Genomic DNA, 15,713 nt, shown 5'->3' with positions numbered 1-15,713 from the left:
TTTCCTCTCAGGTATGAAACAGGTTTTTTTAATGGTCCTGTCTGTGGTCTATTAAATCTCTTTTGCCGCTAACAGATCTTCGATCCGCTGCCTTATGTCATCATCCGTCTCAAGTTCCTTCAGCCGCCTTAATGCAACAAGTGCTTCATGCGGCCATTGTTTTCGATCCCAACTGGATAGAGCCCGAATTGACATGTTACGGTTTCTTACCACTGGGCTTTGCAAGCCGGCAGAAATGAAGGCCCAACCTTTTCCGGGAAATTTTCCAAGATCCTGTAAAATGAAATCTAAAGCGGCATGCGCTGAGTATCCTGGGCCGAGGCCCATTTCGGTGCTCGGGCCTTTCGCAATTTCACCGAGAGGAATGCATTTCAAGCCAAGCTTGAGCACTTGATCAATACGATCTACATCGGAGCTACGCATCAAATCCCACCAATATTCCTCACCCGCTTCCGTGCGAGCATAGAAGTAAGGCCATGGATCGATACCAAATTTCTGGCTTACCCTGCTTGCGTTCCAGAATTCTTGCCTGTCACCGACGTCCAAAGCACCGCATATCGCGGGCTTCCAATGATCTTTCGCGAGCAGGTCAGAGACACTTCTGGATACGTGATCGACCGCGTCGGCGGACCAATCGTGCTGCAGTTTCCGTTCACCGGAATAATGCTCATCGAGCCTGTCTCGAAGCCGAGAAATGAAAGAATAGTGTGAAACGGAATCAAATCTTTCTTTTCCATGCTCCAACAGTGCACCAACGACCGCGCAACCGTGTTCGTAGTCAGAGAATCCCTCAGCCGGCCCACCGTCACCGAGTATCAGGGTATCGACGATTTCGCAGGCTGAATTGAGCAAGTCGTCATCTATTTGCGCCGCCTGAAGTGCAATGTGAAGGTCACCCGCTCTGGCACAAATACAAGCCAGATATTCATACATTACTGCGTTCTTATAGCCTTCACGAATTAGCCAACCCTTGATCTCGGGATCAACTGTACCGACAAGCCGTTCGACTGCGTGAATTCGTCCCCATCCTTCAGCGGCCTCGGCCAATTTCCACAGTACTATTTCGCCGTAGCTATCGTTACCAGAGATTGCTGCTGCCGCATAAAGTGTAAACTCGTCGTGCCGACCAAGAGTCAGAAAAGTAACCGTTTCATCGCTGTCCCTTAACAGGCCCAGCAATGCCATTGAGAACTTCACTGGCTCTCTGTGAGCGGCGTGCGTCGTGAACCAATGCGCGATCTCGTACAGCCGGCCAGCGTCCAAAGCCCTTTCAAGCCGCATTTTCTCGACGAGTGGATCGATGACGCTAAGGGCCGAGCCGTCCTTGATCAGTAAATACAAGGCTCTTATGTTACTTTCTGACGCATTTTCAGTAGCTAACTTCAAGGCCGCATATAGTTCTGAGACAATCTGGCCTTCCGGTTTGGAAGCGCCATGATGGCTCATCACCCCGTCCATGGCACCCGGTGCGAATGAAATTTCATTCGGATTACCAGCGGGCTCATCGGGAAGCCGATAACCCTCTTCCGACAAGCCTGTCGGTTTCTCCGGATCAATATGTGTAGCGATATGGGCATAGATAGACGCAGCGCTTCCCCAAGGTGGGTTCTGTTTGTTAGGAGGCCAGATATTTTTCTTGAAGAAGCTAAGCATGAGGAACTCTATGCAATTTCAGATTTCAGTCTGCTTACTGAAATAGCCGGAAGATTGCAATTTTTGCCGCGTTCGCGAGTAGATTAATAGGCTCCACAGCTCGCTTCCTTCCGATCACGTATATCAACGGTAGCATAACAACTCTGCTCCAAGCATTTTAAGTACTAGGCAGCGACTGAAATGAGGGATCAAAGCGGAGGTGTAACTGGATGTACGCATTGGGAGCGCAAAAGGAGCTGCCAATGATTGCCCTGGCGACGCATCCTAAACTGGCCTCTAAAGCCTAAACGAAAAAACCCCTCACGGCTCCCGCCGGAGGGGTTTTGAACAATACCGAGATAAATCTCAGTTCAGCTTCGACTTCACTTCACCGATCGTGTCGGAGAAAAGCTTGGCCTTTGCGGCAGCCGTAGTCTTTTCCGCCAGTAGCTTCTCGGAAGCGGCAATGGCAATGTCGACGGCGGCGGCGCGGACGGCGCCGATGGCGTCTTCTTCGGCCTGCTTGATCTTCTGTTCCGACAGAGCCGTGCGGCGGACAACGAATTCTTCCGTCTTCTGCCTGGCTTCTTCCGTCAGGGCAGCAGCTTCACGTTCAGCGGCGGCAACGATGCCCGCCGCTTCGGCTTCGGCTTCCTTACGCTTGCGCTGATATTCGGCCAGCAGGTGCTGGGCCTCTTCGCGCAGACGCTTGGCTTCGGCCAACTCGTCCTGAATGTTCTGGGCGCGCTCGTCCAGAGACTTGGAGAGCATGCCCGGAACCTTGAGATAGGCGATCAGGACAAAGAAAAGGACGAGACCGACGAGAGCGAAAAATGATGCATCAAATGCCATGTCAGGCTCCCTTCACGCTAGAAGCGGCGGCGATTGCGGCCTTGACGTCGGTATCCTTGACCTTGGCGCCAACCAGCTGGTCGACGATCGCGGTCGCGGTTTCCTCGGCAATGACGCCGACATCGGCGAAAGCCTGATCCCTGATGCCCGCAATGCGCTTTTCGGCGGCGGCCAGCTTTTCAGCAAGTCCTGCCTCGATGGTGGCGCGGTCGGCATCAGCCTTGGCCTTGGCGGCGTCACGTGCCGCGGAGCCGATCGAGCTTGCCTTGGCGCGGGCTGCCGCGAGTTCTTTTTCATAGGTTTCGACGGCTGCGTCAGCTTCGCTTTTCAGCCGTGCTGCTTCGTCGAGATCCTGTGCGATGCGTCCATGACGGTTTTCGAGAATACCGCCGACGCGAGGAACGATGACCTTCTGCATGAGCAGATAAAAAAGGCCAAACGTGATCGCCAGCCAAAGGACCTGCGATGCATAAGTAGTGTGATCGAACGGCGGGAATACGCCGGAAGCACCTTCGGAACCATGTGCGACACCGGTTTCCGTGTGCGTGGCTGCCGGTTGTGGCTGGCCAACAGCCGGAGTTTCCGTATGCGTTTCACCTACGGTCGGTGCTGACTGGGCAAAAGCCTCGGTCACGAACATGCTCACCTCCAGGGGGACTGCAAATGCGAAGGATCACGACACGCTACAGTGCGGGCCGTGATCCAGACCTGATGCCGATATCAGACAGCGAACAGGAGAAGGAGAGCAACGAGCAGCGAGAAGATGCCCAGAGCTTCCGTAACGGCGAAGCCGAATACCAGACGGCCGAACTGGCTGTCGGCAGCAGAGGGGTTGCGCAGTGCGCCGGACAGGTAATCACCGAAGATACGGCCGAGTGCGAGGGACGTACCAGCCATGCCGAGGCATGCGAGACCTGCGCCGATGTACTTTGCTGCTTCCGCTTCCATGTGAGACTCCTTGAGATATTGGTTGTTGCGGCTGTTTTTTGGCGCCCGTTGCCGGGGCCAGCGACTTTACTTCTCAGTGACCACCATGCACGGCGTCGTTCAGGTACATGCAAGTCAGTACCGCGAACACATAAGCCTGCAGGAAGGCAACGAGAAATTCGAGAGCGGTCATTGCGACCGTCATGATGAGAGGCAGGACCGCGCCGCCGACGCCGAGCGCGCCGAGCGCACCCATGGAGGCGACGAAGCCCGCGAAAACCTTGAGCGTGATGTGGCCGGCCAGCATGTTCGCGAAGAGACGAACGGAAAGGCTGATCGGACGCGACAGGAACGAAATCATTTCAATGGACGCGACAAGCGGCAAAAGCGCTTTCGGCACGCCCGAGGGGGCGAAGATGCCGAAGAAATGCAGCCCGTGCTTGTAGAAACCGTAAACGATGACCGTGCCGATGACGAGGCAGGCGAGCGCGAAGGTGACGATGATCTGGCTGGTGACCGTGAAGAAATACGGGAACATGCCGAGAAGGTTTGCCGTCAACACGAACATGAACAGCGAAAAGACGAAGGGGAAGAACACCATGCCCTTTTTGCCGGCGCCTTCGCGCAGCATGGAGGCGATGAATTCATAGGACATTTCAGCAACGGACTGCATGCGGGTCGGGATCAGACCGCGGTTCGACGTTGCGAAATAAAGGAAACCGGATGCGGCGGCCACGGTCGCAACCATGAAAAGCGACGCATTGGTGAAGGAAAAATCAACGCCGCCAATTTCGATCGGAATGATCGGCTGCACCAAGAACTGATGGGTCGGATCGTTTGCCACCGGCTGCCCTTTTTACCTGTTGCCGCACCTGGCGGCATCTCAACTGCAAGAAAAAACAGCTTAAACGCCGCCTTTTCCACCCTCGTCTTGCCTGTCCGCCTTGTCCAGCAGCGGCGGCTTGGCCACCGCGCCGGTCGAGCGCAACACATTCAATACGCCTGCGCAGAAACCGAGAAGGAGAAGAACGATCATCCCCCACGGCGTCGTGCCGACAAAATAATCCAGAAGATAACCCAGCATAGCGCCGACCACGATGGCCGAAATGAACTCCGATGAGAGCTTCACCGCCATCGCAAAACCTTTCCGGTTTTCCGCAGCGTTGGTCTCCGCCCTCACGTCCGCCTCATCCTCCGCTTTCACCTTTGCCAACTCATCAGCAAGGCGTTTGCGACGCTCGTCCAGACTATCGTCACGGTTGCCAGTCATCTTAGAATCCCACCCATTTTCTCCGTTCCAGCCATGCCAGAACCCTTTGGAGTTGTAAACGGTGACGGATTAAGCCTGTTCCAGCCCGCTCTGAAGTCGCGCGCAACATAGTTTTAGGGGCTTCTCTAGTCAAGGCGCTGCGGCAGCTTGTTTCAACACAAATTAATCATTGAAAAACAATGACTTGATGCCAAATCGCTGTTTGGCGGCGATGTTTCGCGAGGGAATCGGCATTTTTGACACGCAAAATGCGACAAATTGGCGGTGGTATCAGCTCCAGCCGCCACCATAGGTACGGTAAAACACGTGCAGACCGATGCGGCCGACCTTCTTCATCGTCCGGCCCCAGGCGGGACGTACATAGACGGCATGATAATGAGTTGCTGAGCCAACTTCATTCAGCCAGATTTTTCCGGCGGTGGTGGCCATGGCCACTTCGCGCGCCATTTTCCAGTGGCGTTCGGAATTCACGCGGTCCTTGATATTGTCGCAGGCGAAGGAAAACTGGCAGCGGTTGCGCCAGTCCTTGTTCTGATAGACCACGCCGCAGATGGTTTTCGGATAGGAAGGGTTACGCACACGGTTGAGGATGACCTGCGCCACTGCCGCCTGTCCTTTGACCGATTCACCGCGCGCTTCGAAATAGATGCCGGATGCCAGGCATTGCTGCTCGGCTGCAGAAAACACCTCCGCCGGCAGCGGGGTCGCCGCCCAGGCGTGATCTTCCGGGCTTATCTGCGGCACGAAGCGGCCGGCCTCCGGCTTTTTGAGAATGGCGTCGAAGGGCGATTCGCGGGCGAAATCCGGCGTGGCCGGCGCGTAGGCCGTGGCGAGAATGTCGGGGGTACGGTTGGTGATGAGTTCCGCCAGCATCGGCGACACACTCTTGTCTGCCTTCTTTTCGTCGCGGCGGAAATAGAAGGAGGCGAGTTCTACGTCCTTGCCGCGTTTCGGCTTCACAAAAGCCGTGCGGTCCTTGCGCTTCAGCGGCTCTATATCCAGCATGCTGGTCCGCTGAAGGACCGAACCGGCGGTGAAAGCCTTTGGCGGCTGCATGATTTCGGTTGCGACGATGCGGCCCTTCTTGGCGGCCCGGTTGACACGCTCGCTGTCCGGCGTCGTGGCCTCGCCCCTCTTGTTGGTAACAAAGGCGACCTTGCTGCCATTGGGCAGGGTCATGCCGCTGCCATGCAGCGCCGCCTCGCCTGCCGCATCATTGAAGGTGAGCGAGGCGTTGTGCACCGAACCGGCCGGAGAGGCGGTCAGCACCATGCGCCACTGCTCGCCGCCATTATCCAGCCCGGCCAAGAGCGAGGCCAGATCCGCGCGCGCGGCGAGAGAAGGAAAGACGAGCCAGGCGGCAAGGCCGAAGACGACGGGTGAGGCCCATCTGGCGGTCCATGCCTGAAGGGACGCAGGGGACCGACGACGCATTACACTTTTCGAACGCAAAACCAGCACTCCGAACACCGACAACACAATTTTCTACAGGTGTTCGAGAATCTCTTATTAACCTTGATGCTTGGTTAACGCCGCGAGCGGACGTGGCTTCACGTTAATGTGTAACCACCTTCTAATAGTCAAAAGACAAGCGAATAATCACACGACGACGTGAGAACCGAGCTCCACCACACGGTTGGCCGGAAGGCGGAAATAGTCCGACGGGTCGGCGGCGGTTTCGGCAAGGGCGATGAACAGGCGGTTCTGCCAGCCCGGCATGCCGGATTTCGGATCCGGCACCAGCTTGCGGCGACCGAGATAGAACGACGTCGACATGATGTCGAACTTGTAGCCGGTGCGCCTGAGATAACCCAGCGCCTGCGTGACGTTCTGGGTTTCCATGAAGCCGAAATGCAGTTCCACCACCGCGAAACGATCACTGAGTTTCGTCAGCGTGTACCTGTTCTCCGGGCGGACGCGCGGCTGATCCTCTGTGCGGATCGTCAGGATGACATTCTTGTCATGCAGGACGTGATTGTGCTTGAGATTGTGCAGCAGGGCCGCTGGCGCTGCCTCCGGATCGCCGGTCAGGAAAATCGCCGTGCCGGGCACACGCACCGGCGCATGGGCGCTTTCCTTTTCCACCGAGGCGACGAAAGCCTTCAGCGGCACGTCGCTGCGGCGGGTCTTGGCGAAGAGGATTTTCGAACCGCGCTGCCAGGTGGTCATGATGATGGTGAAGGCAATCGCCAGCATCACCGGCACGTAGCCGCCATCATGAATCTTCAGCAGATTCGCGCCGAGGAACACGAGTTCCAGCAACAGAAGCGGCGCCAGTACGGCAAGGGCGAGCCAGACCGACCATTGCCAGCGTTTGCGCACGAATTCGAAGAACATCAAGCTGGTGACGACCATGGCGCCGGTGACGGAAATACCATAGGCGGTGGCCAGCGCATCGGAACTCTTGAAGGTGAGCACCAGCGCGACGACGCCGAACAGCAGGATGGTGTTGACGGCCGGCAGGTAGATCTGCCCGGTATTGGTTTCCGAGGTGAAGAGGATTTCCATGCGCGGCAGGTAGCCGAGATGGATGGCCTGACGCACCAGCGAAAATGCGCCTGTGATGACCGCCTGGCTGGCGATGATGGTGGCGGCGGTGGCCAGAATGACGGCCGGCAGGATCGCCCATTGCGGGAACATCAGATAGAACGGATTGGACATTGCCGCCGGGTCTTTGAGCACCAGCGCGCCCTGGCCGAGATAGTTCAGCGTCAGCGCCGGAAAAACCAGACAGAACCACGCCCACTGGATAGGGCGGCGGCCGAAATGGCCGAGATCGGCATAAAGCGCTTCGGCACCCGTGATCGTCAGGAAAACCGCGCCGAGCACAACGATGCCATAAAAGCCTTCATTCGCCAGAAATTCGACCGCGTGCCACGGGTTGAAGGCGAAGAGAATGCCGAAATCATCGGCGATATGAACGAGGCCCACCACACCCATGACGAGGAACCAGACGGCCGTGATCGGCCCGAAGAATTTCGCCACCACTCCCGTGCCGTGCGACTGGATGGCGAAGAGGCCGATGAGGATGCAGACGGATATCGGAATAATAAAGTCATCCATGGCAGGCGTGACGAGTTTGAGACCCTCCACCGCCGACAGCACCGAAAGTGCTGGCGTGATCATCGCATCACCGAGGAACAGGGCCGCACCGATGAGACCGAGCACGATGAGAACGCCGCGATGGGTGCCCGCCGTCTTCATCAGCAGCGCCAGCAGCGAGAGCGTGCCGCCTTCGCCGTCATTGTCGGCGCGCAACAGAAGCGTGATATATTTGAACGTCACGATGATCGTCAAAGACCAGAGCATCAGGGATGTCAGGCCGATGACTTCCTCTCGCGTCACGCCATCATAGGCGATCGGCCGCAGGGCTTCGCGGAAGGCGTAAAGCGGGCTGGTGCCGATATCGCCGTATACGACACCGATCGAACCAAGGATTGCGGCATAAAGCCCCTTGTTCTGATGTTTGTCGTCCGCATCCGGTTTCTCGGCAAGATCCTTGTCAACGATCTGAGACATGTTGATTCTGGCTCCTCAGAGCCAGCCCTTCCAACGGAAAAAGAGAAACGGAATGATTGCGGACATCAGCATGATGACGAGCGCGAGTGGATAACCAAATGTCCAGTTCAACTCCGGCATGAGCTGAAAGTTCATTCCATAAACCGAGGCCACCAGCGTCGGCGGCAGGAACACCACCGAGGCGATGGAGAATATCTTGATGATGCCGTTCTGCTCGATATTGATGATGCCGAGAGACGCATCCAGCAGGAAGGTCAGATTGCCGGAAACGAAGGCGGCATGTTCGTTCAGCGACTGGATATCGCGCCCGATCGACTTGCCCTGTTCCCGCGCTTCCTTGTCCCCGCGAGCCTGATCGCTGGTGGACAGAAAGGTCTGCAGGCGCGCCAGCGATGCGAGGCTGACGCGGACCTTCGAGATCAGCCGGTGATAGGCGGCGATGTTGGTCAGGCGGTCTTCGAGATAGCGCGGCGCCTTGCGTTTGGACCGGGCCTGACTGCCGAGAATGTCGGCGGCGAGATTGTCGATGCCGGCGACAGAGTTTTCGAGAATTTCCGCCGTGCGGTCGACGATGGTTTCCAGCAGTTTTAAAAGCAGGGCCGTGCCGCTGCGCATTTCGTGCGGCACGCGGGTAATGGCGGCGATGAAGAGGTGGAAGGACTTCGGCTCGGCATAACGGATCGTCACGAGGCGTTTGCCGGCAAGAATGAAAGCGACATCCGTGAGGCGTGGATCATCCGAATCCGCCTTCCACACCAGAGAGGCAGTCATAAAGACATTGCCGTCTTCCATATACAGGCGGCTGGAGGGTTCGATATCTTTCAAATCCTCACGGGTGGGCAGATCGAGCCCCAGCAGTTTTTCCACATGCTGCTCTTCCGCCCTGTCGGGATTGACGATGTCGATCCAGACGATGTCGTCGGGAATCTGTCCGGAGCCGTCGTCTGGCGACAGGCTGATCGCCTCGCAATTGGCGCGATAGGCTTTTATCAATCCGCTTCTCCGGTCCACATCGCAAGCTTCAGCCGCAATGCTGCTTAACATATCCTGTTTGCGGTCGGCAAACCTTTGGACGACACTTCAGGGCACGCCGGAACGAGCGGGATTTCATATCTCGCCAGCCCGATGGACCAAGAGCCAAACGGCGCAGGCGTATGCGCCCAAAGCGAGATGCAATCAAGCAATATTTTTTCTCGACAGCATTGCAGGCGAAGCATTTCTCGATGTTCAAATCCAGAAAACTTACCTGATACTGACGATTAATCTTCTGTTTTAAAAAGACTATTCAAGATCGACAGACGCCTCTTCGGTTTATGCCGAAAGCCGTTGCGTTATTCGAAAACGATCTTCGGCGCGGCTTTTCTCTCACCCGCACCGATGCGCGCCCAGACTTTTTGCGCGATATCGCGATAAATTTTCGCCTGCGGGCCATCCGGCTCGACGGCGACGACCGGCGTTCCGGCATCCGACGTTTCACGGATGGAAATGGTGAGCGGCACCTCGCCGAGGAACGGCACGCCGATCCTCTCGGCTTCGGCCTTTGCCCCGCCATGGCCGAAAATATCATAGCGGGCACCGGTATCCGGGGCGATGAAATAGCTCATATTCTCGATCACGCCGAGCAAAGGCACTTCCACCTTGCGGAACATGGTGATGCCCTTGCGCGCATCGATCAGCGCCAGATCCTGCGGCGTGGAGACGATGACAGCACCGGCGAGCGGCACCTGCTGGGCGATGGTCAGCTGCGCGTCACCCGTGCCGGGCGGCATGTCCAGCACCAGCACATCCAGATCGCCCCATGCGACTTCGCGCAGCATCTGCATCAGGGCGGACTGCACCATCGGCCCGCGCCAGATCATTGCCGCTTCCTCATCCACCAGAAAACCCATGGACATGACCTTCAGCCCGTAATTTTCCATGGGGAGGATAATGCGGTCTTCCTGCTGCTGCGGGCGGCCGGAAATTTTCAGGAGTTTGGGAAGCGACGGGCCGTAAATATCGGCGTCGAGCATGCCGACCTTGAGGCCGAGCGCCTGAAGGCCGAGCGCCAGATTGACGGCGGTTGTCGACTTGCCGACCCCGCCCTTGCCCGAGGCCACCGCGATGATGGCGCCGACGCCGGGAACACCGACCTTGGAGGAGCCGGGCTGCGCGGCGGGCCGGCCGGTTGCGGCGGCGGGCCGACCGGCTGCCGCCGCAGGGCGTGCCGGTGCCGACTGTTGCGGCTGACCGGGCTTGCGATCCGCCGTCAGCGCAACGACTGCCCCGACGATGCCAGGAACACCCTTGGCCGCCTTTTCAGCTGCGAGCCGCAACGGCTCCATCTCCGCTGCCTTGTCGGACGGAACGGTAATTGAAAAATAGGCTTTCGCATCGGCGATGAAGATTTCCGAGACCATGCCGAGCGCCACGATGCTTTTGCCGCTGCCGGGATAGATGACGGCTTCCAGAGCCTTTTCCACCTGGTTCTTGCTGACTTCTGCCATTGTCTTACTCCGTATACATGGTCCGGCCGGATATGGGCATTCTTCCGCGCCATCCATAGACAAGCGGGAGCGCTTCGCCAATGGCAAAGCGCAAACAGAAGAGATTAGCGACGATTCACCGCTGCCATTTCAGATTTCATCGTCCATATCGAGCGTTTCAGGATCAAAGACCCGGCCGTCGAAAAAACAGTCAGGACCGAGGACCAGACCCGTGCGCGACGCACCGACATGCACCGGCTCCCGGAGCGTGCCTTCGAGTTTCAGGTTGGCGCCCGGCACCGGCACGAAAAGCGGCTTCATCGCCTTGCGGAAAATATCCGGCCGATAGGCGTTGCGCGCGGCCTCCACCACGGCCGCGTCGAACCGACATTCGGCGGGAACCTCGCCCCAACGCAACATCTGGCTGAAGAACCACAGCGCCTGGCTCTGCCACGGAAAATTCGCAGCCTTGGCGCTGGTCACGAAAAATTCCGGATAACGCCGCATGTCCTTCTGCGAGGTGGAAATATAGCCCGTCAGCGCCGGCAGCAGGAATTCGCCGTTTTCGTCCATATAATGAGGAGCAGCGAGAATACCGGTCAATTCCTCGATATTGGCGGAATTGGCGCACCATTCGCCAGCGCGGTAGAGCGCACGCAGCAGCCCTTCCAGCAGGGTGGCGTTCTCCTCAGCCCACTGCCGCTTCACGGCCAGTATCTTTTCCGGCGCATTGTGCCAGATCAGCGCCCCGGTCGTCACCATCCGTCCCGTACCACCGAGCACGGCGGCGCTGCCTGCGGGTTCGGCTGTACAGAGCGCATCGACCTTGCCGCTTTCCAGCAGGCCGGGCATGGCTTTCGGCAGGGCTTCGACAATTTCCATGTCGCGGCCAAGCAGCACGCCGCAGCTGCCGAGCAGATAACGCAACATATAAAACGGTGTGGACACGATATCTTCGACCGCAAAGACCGGCGGGTTTTTACCTGCCGCCCGCCGCGCCGTGCAGACGCGGGCCATGGCTCGCCCGAAGGCCGCAGGGTCCGGAAGCTTCAGGCCTTCGCGGTAAAGCTCATCGTAAAATTCGTGCGAAACGGTAGTTGCCGATCCACCGAGGGAAAGTGTGAAAACGCCGATAATATCGGCCGGCAGCTCATCGAGGCCGGCTGCGGAACCGACCGGCACCGGAGCGGGCAGATGGGCGATGTAAACCTCGTCCTCGGCAAGTGCCGTCAAAACAGCGCGTGCGGATTGTTTTCGGACGAGTTGCAGTTCTATGCCTTCATCGGCAGCAAAGCCTTTTTCGGCAGCGACTATCAGCACGGCGCAATCGACAGTCGGAGAAAATCCCGCTTTTACCTTATGCCGTTCCGGCAAACGATTTCTCCTTTCCGGTGATTCGAAAGAAGGATCGCCCAGGAAAGGGTTTATCACAATGATAAAATTACGATTTCGCTATTTTATCAAACCGACCCGCAATGCCTTGGCGACAGCCTGGGTGCGGTTAACCGTGTCGAGTTTTTTGGTCGCGCGGTTGAGGTAATGATTGATCGTATGTTCCGACAACATCATGATTTCAGCGATTTCGGCGCTGGTCTTGCCGGCCGCCGTCCAGTTCAGACAATCGATCTCCCGCTCGCTCAATGTTTCGGGAACCCTGAGATCAAGACGGCGGATTTCCGATAGCCGGGCAAAGACATGGCTGGAAATGTAAAACAGTTCCGCCAGCCGGCTTGCCGGCAAAATCGTCTTGTTGCCGGAGAAAGACACCGCGCCCCGGGTGGTGGTGACATCGTGAACGGGAAACCATACGGAGTTGATCATCTCAAATCGCTCGAACAGGCCGATCACGTTCTTTTTGGCGATCGGTTCGTTGCCTCCATCCAGGAAATCCATGGCAACGGAAAAGGGCACCGTCGATTTTTTCAGCTGCGCCATCACCTTGCTGTTCTGCAGCATCCCCTCTTCGTCGTACCGCTGCAGAAGCTCGGCCGGCCAACTGGTGATGATGGTATATTGCGACAGCTCGCTCGCCAGTTCGGATGACAGGTCAAGCACCATAAAGGCCCTGAACTCCCAGGCCTCCGTCAACCGTTTCAAGAACCGGAATATGTCGAATTGCGTGTTCAGACCGGCGATCTCGCGAACGCAATCAACACCAATCGCCTGAACGGCGTCCGTCTCTGTTTTCTGCATGAAAGCTGTTCTTCGAGAATGAGAAATGCCGTCGCAAAGGCCACCTTTGCCCGGAAATTGCCGGGGATGTTACTCACCAAAATGATTCATGCAAACAAAAGTTGAAAACTTAATTCAGAATAGTCGAAAATAAGATTTAACTCGCGCAATTTGACGTTAAACACGTCTGCCCGGCCGCGAAAACAACGGAGCAGCGCCTGCATTTTTCCTCAACCATCGGCAACCGGCGATAATCGGCAGGCAAGCTCCGCTGAAATTTTGTCCGCGGTTTCGCGCACGAGCGGCGCCCATTTGTAAAGCTGCTCCACATCCACCCGATAGGCGGGGCCGGTGACGGAAATCGCCGCAAGGAAATTGCGTCCCGGCGCATGGACCGGCGCGGCGGCGCAATGAATGCCGATCTCGTGTTCCTGAAGGTCGAAACCATAACCATTCACGCGGATGGCCGACACATCCGTTACCAGCGCCTCCGGCGTTACGATCGTGTTTTCCGTAAAGCGGTGGAACGCCAATCCGGCAGCGAGGTCTGCCAGCGCAACAGCAGACAGCAGGGACAGCGCCGCCTTGCCCACGCCCGTGCAATAGGCCGGCGAGGTTTTACCGACCTGCGAATGCATCCGCAGGGTATGTCTGCCCTCGATCTTGTCGAGATAGGTGACTTGCCCGCCGTTCAGAACGGCGAGATGCACGGATTCCTGCGTGGCATCCTGCAGCGCGGCCAGATGCGGGGCGGCGACGCTGCGCAGATCATTGCCGCTCCAGGCTTTCGCCGCAAATTGCAACAATCTCAGGCCGACGGCATAGGTCTGGTCGGGGGCATGGTCGATCAGGCCTTCGGCGAGAAGATGGGCGAGCTGGCGATGAACCGTGCCGCGCGGCTGGCCGCTCGACTCGACCACATCGGTAAAACGCATCGGTTTTTCCGCAAAGGCGATAAGCTCCAGAAGCGAGACGGCCTTTCCAAGAGTGCCGGTCTCGCTTTCCGTTTTTCGGGCGTGACCGGGAACGGGGTCACGTTGCTGAGCATTGGGCGTTTTATTATCGGGCATGGCAACATCCACCGTCATCTGCCTTGACATAAGTGTGACGCCAAGAGAATAATTCCATTTAGTAAAATCTAGTTCCATATATTGGAACAATCAAGCCCTCATGGATGAGACGATGTCGATGACGCAAGCCCAATTTCCCGACCTCAAGGATGCGGGCGTGCTCATTACCGGTGGCGGCTCCGGCATCGGGGCATCGCTGGTGGAAGCCTTCGCGATGCAGGGGGCGAGGGTCGCCTTCATCGACATCGCCGAGGAACCGAGCGCCGCACTTGTCCAGCGGCTCGCAGGAGTGGCTCCCCATCCGGTGCATTTTTTCAAGACCGACTTGAGCGACGTTCCCGCCATCGGGCGGACAGTGGATGCGGCGGCCTCCGCCACCGGCGGCATCAAGGTGCTGGTCAACAATGCCGCGTGGGATGACCGCCACGACATCGACACGGTGACGGAAGCCTATTGGGACGCCAATCAGGCCGTCAATCTCAAGCAGATGTTCTTCACCGTTCAGGCCGCGCTGCCCTATCTCAGACAGGCGAAGGACGCATCCATCGTCAATTTTTCATCCATCTCATTTCTGCTGAACATGGGCGATCTACCGTCCTATGCGGCGGCCAAGGCCGGCATTATCGGACTGACGAAGAGCCTTGCCGGCAGGCTGGGACCTGACAATATCCGCGTCAACACGCTCCTGCCGGGCATGATCGTCACGGAGCGGCAGAAAGAACTGTGGCTGACCGACGAGGGCATCGCCGCAACCACGGCGCGGCAATGTCTCAAGCGCACGCTCGTCGCCGCCGATCTCGCCGGGCCGTGCCTGTTTCTCGCATCATCGACATCAAGCGCCATCACGGCGCAATCCATCATCGTAGACGGAGGCCTTCTATAATGTCTGAACCCGCTTTTATCGCCGTCGACTGGGGCACAACCAGTTTCCGGCTCTGGCTTCTGAGCCGTTCGGGCGCGGTGCTGGCTGAGCGCAGAAGCGCGGAAGGCATGACGACCGCCATGCGCACCGGCTTTGCCGAGGTGCTGCAATCGCATCTTGACACCATCGGCGCGCCGGACAATCTGCCGGTTCTCGTCTGCGGCATGGCGGGGGCGCGGCAGGGCTGGGTTGAGGCGGGTTATATCGACGTGCCGGCATCGCTTTCAGCGGTTCTCGACGGCGCGGTTCGCGTGCCGGGTCAGGCGCGGGATGTGCGCATTCTGCCGGGGCTGGCGCAGCGGGATAAAAATGCACCCGACGTGATGCGCGGCGAAGAAACGCAGCTGCTCGGCGCACTCGCCTCCACCGACGCCGGTGAAAAGCTGGTCTGCATGCCGGGCACACATTCCAAATGGGTGACGGTCAAAGGCGGCGACGTGACCGGCTTTGCCACCTTCATGACCGGCGAACTGTTCGAGGTCGTCTCCAAGCAGACGATCCTTTCTCATGCGGTGGCCGAAGCTGATGCCTTCACCGGCGAACACGAGACCTTCAGGGCTGCCGTGCGCGACATCTACGCCAATCCGCAGCTCGCCACCAACCGGCTGTTTACCCTGCGCTCCGGGCAATTGCTGCATGGCCTCACCGCGACAGATGCCAAGGCCAAGCTTTCCGGCATCATGATCGGGCTGGAAATCGCCGGCGCGCATGCCAATGCGCGGCGGGATACGCCTGTCGTGCTGATCGGCTCCGGCGCGCTTGGTGCGCTTTACGAAGGCGCCTTCACGGCCCTTGATATCCAATATACGGTCATCGACGCAGACGAGGCCGTGCGGCGCGGATTGCTGGCCGCCGCCAATACCATCTGGTCATAAAAGAAAGAC

The 15,713-nt window shown here is 58.0% G+C and carries 15 protein-coding genes; 2 read left to right on the top strand and 13 right to left on the bottom strand.

Going from position 1 to position 15,713, the window contains the following annotated elements; all coding sequences use genetic code 11:
* Positions 1-51: 51 nt before the first annotated feature.
* From JZX89_RS18010 to JZX89_RS17950, 13 genes are all read right to left on the bottom strand, one after another.
* Positions 52-1,653, bottom strand: a complete 1,602-nt coding sequence (locus tag JZX89_RS18010) for a hypothetical protein (protein WP_207134917.1) — start codon at positions 1,651-1,653, stop codon at positions 52-54.
* 345 nt (positions 1,654-1,998) lie between these two features.
* Positions 1,999-2,484 (bottom strand): F0F1 ATP synthase subunit B, encoded by a 486-nt coding sequence (locus JZX89_RS18005; protein ID WP_207134916.1) that lies wholly within the window; start codon positions 2,482-2,484, stop codon positions 1,999-2,001.
* Between the two features lies 1 nt (position 2,485).
* Complete coding sequence (locus tag JZX89_RS18000; protein ID WP_207134915.1) at positions 2,486-3,124, bottom strand: F0F1 ATP synthase subunit B; 639 nt, start codon at positions 3,122-3,124, stop codon at positions 2,486-2,488.
* An 80-nt stretch (positions 3,125-3,204) separates the two neighbouring features.
* Complete coding sequence (locus JZX89_RS17995; protein WP_003494147.1) at positions 3,205-3,432, bottom strand: F0F1 ATP synthase subunit C; 228 nt, start codon at positions 3,430-3,432, stop codon at positions 3,205-3,207.
* 73 nt (positions 3,433-3,505) lie between these two features.
* Positions 3,506-4,255 (bottom strand): F0F1 ATP synthase subunit A, encoded by a 750-nt coding sequence (locus JZX89_RS17990; protein WP_006309767.1) that lies wholly within the window; start codon positions 4,253-4,255, stop codon positions 3,506-3,508.
* A 60-nt stretch (positions 4,256-4,315) separates the two neighbouring features.
* Positions 4,316-4,681, bottom strand: a complete 366-nt coding sequence (locus JZX89_RS17985; RefSeq protein WP_207134914.1) for an AtpZ/AtpI family protein — start codon at positions 4,679-4,681, stop codon at positions 4,316-4,318.
* A gap of 270 nt (positions 4,682-4,951) precedes the next feature.
* A complete protein-coding gene (locus tag JZX89_RS17980) occupies positions 4,952-6,115 on the bottom strand; it encodes a cell wall hydrolase (protein WP_207134913.1) in 1,164 nt (387 codons plus the stop codon).
* A gap of 165 nt (positions 6,116-6,280) precedes the next feature.
* Positions 6,281-8,200: a potassium transporter Kup gene (locus JZX89_RS17975; RefSeq protein ID WP_149898686.1), complete on the bottom strand. Its 1,920-nt coding sequence runs from the start codon at positions 8,198-8,200 to the stop codon at positions 6,281-6,283.
* A gap of 15 nt (positions 8,201-8,215) precedes the next feature.
* On the bottom strand, positions 8,216-9,193 hold the full coding sequence (locus JZX89_RS17970; RefSeq protein ID WP_207134912.1) for a magnesium transporter CorA family protein: 978 nt from the start codon (positions 9,191-9,193) through the stop codon (positions 8,216-8,218).
* A 338-nt stretch (positions 9,194-9,531) separates the two neighbouring features.
* On the bottom strand, positions 9,532-10,686 hold the full coding sequence (locus tag JZX89_RS17965) for an Mrp/NBP35 family ATP-binding protein (protein WP_207134911.1): 1,155 nt from the start codon (positions 10,684-10,686) through the stop codon (positions 9,532-9,534).
* Between the two features lie 129 nt (positions 10,687-10,815).
* The gene (locus JZX89_RS17960; RefSeq protein ID WP_207134910.1) at positions 10,816-12,039 is read right to left on the bottom strand and encodes a CmpA/NrtA family ABC transporter substrate-binding protein; all 1,224 of its coding nucleotides are present in this window, start codon (positions 12,037-12,039) and stop codon (positions 10,816-10,818) included.
* A gap of 78 nt (positions 12,040-12,117) precedes the next feature.
* Positions 12,118-12,858 carry a helix-turn-helix transcriptional regulator gene (locus JZX89_RS17955; protein WP_149898683.1) on the bottom strand — a complete coding sequence of 247 codons (741 nt, stop codon included), beginning with the start codon at positions 12,856-12,858 and terminating at the stop codon, positions 12,118-12,120.
* 209 nt (positions 12,859-13,067) lie between these two features.
* Positions 13,068-13,937: an IclR family transcriptional regulator gene (locus JZX89_RS17950; RefSeq protein WP_207134909.1), complete on the bottom strand. Its 870-nt coding sequence runs from the start codon at positions 13,935-13,937 to the stop codon at positions 13,068-13,070.
* Positions 13,938-14,019: 82 nt separating this feature from the next.
* Between JZX89_RS17950 and JZX89_RS17945 the strand changes: the two genes are divergently transcribed.
* Both JZX89_RS17945 and JZX89_RS17940 read left to right on the top strand, forming a co-directional pair.
* A complete protein-coding gene (locus JZX89_RS17945) occupies positions 14,020-14,790 on the top strand; it encodes an SDR family NAD(P)-dependent oxidoreductase (protein WP_246746761.1) in 771 nt (256 codons plus the stop codon).
* Positions 14,790-15,704 (top strand): 2-dehydro-3-deoxygalactonokinase, encoded by a 915-nt coding sequence (locus tag JZX89_RS17940; protein WP_207134907.1) that lies wholly within the window; start codon positions 14,790-14,792, stop codon positions 15,702-15,704. The genes JZX89_RS17945 and JZX89_RS17940 overlap by 1 nt, the downstream gene beginning before the upstream one ends.
* Positions 15,705-15,713: the final 9 nt, after the last annotated feature.

It is taken from the genome of Agrobacterium burrii, assembly GCF_017313405.1.
In the GTDB taxonomy this organism is placed as follows: Bacteria; Pseudomonadota; Alphaproteobacteria; order Rhizobiales; family Rhizobiaceae; genus Agrobacterium; species Agrobacterium burrii.
Note: the sequence above shows the minus strand (reverse complement) of the source record. Positions and strands in the feature narration are given on the sequence as shown.

Bases quoted from the DNA above. Each gene is read 5' to 3' on its own strand.
- JZX89_RS17995 (WP_003494147.1), bottom strand. From the start codon at position 3,432: ATGGAAGCGGAAGCAGCAAAGTACATCGGCGCAGGTCTCGCATGCCTC.
- JZX89_RS18005 (WP_207134916.1), bottom strand. From the start codon at position 2,484: ATGGCATTTGATGCATCATTTTTCGCTCTCGTCGGTCTCGTCCTTTTC.
- JZX89_RS17945 (WP_246746761.1), top strand. From the start codon at position 14,020: ATGTCGATGACGCAAGCCCAATTTCCCGACCTCAAGGATGCGGGCGTG.
- JZX89_RS17950 (WP_207134909.1), bottom strand. From the start codon at position 13,937: ATGTCAAGGCAGATGACGGTGGATGTTGCCATGCCCGATAATAAAACG.
- JZX89_RS17965 (WP_207134911.1), bottom strand. From the start codon at position 10,686: ATGGCAGAAGTCAGCAAGAACCAGGTGGAAAAGGCTCTGGAAGCCGTC.
- JZX89_RS18000 (WP_207134915.1), bottom strand. From the start codon at position 3,124: ATGTTCGTGACCGAGGCTTTTGCCCAGTCAGCACCGACCGTAGGTGAA.
- JZX89_RS17955 (WP_149898683.1), bottom strand. From the start codon at position 12,858: ATGCAGAAAACAGAGACGGACGCCGTTCAGGCGATTGGTGTTGATTGC.
- JZX89_RS18010 (WP_207134917.1), bottom strand. From the start codon at position 1,653: ATGCTTAGCTTCTTCAAGAAAAATATCTGGCCTCCTAACAAACAGAAC.
- JZX89_RS17975 (WP_149898686.1), bottom strand. From the start codon at position 8,200: ATGTCTCAGATCGTTGACAAGGATCTTGCCGAGAAACCGGATGCGGAC.
- JZX89_RS17940 (WP_207134907.1), top strand. From the start codon at position 14,790: ATGTCTGAACCCGCTTTTATCGCCGTCGACTGGGGCACAACCAGTTTC.
- JZX89_RS17980 (WP_207134913.1), bottom strand. From the start codon at position 6,115: ATGCGTCGTCGGTCCCCTGCGTCCCTTCAGGCATGGACCGCCAGATGG.
- JZX89_RS17985 (WP_207134914.1), bottom strand. From the start codon at position 4,681: ATGACTGGCAACCGTGACGATAGTCTGGACGAGCGTCGCAAACGCCTT.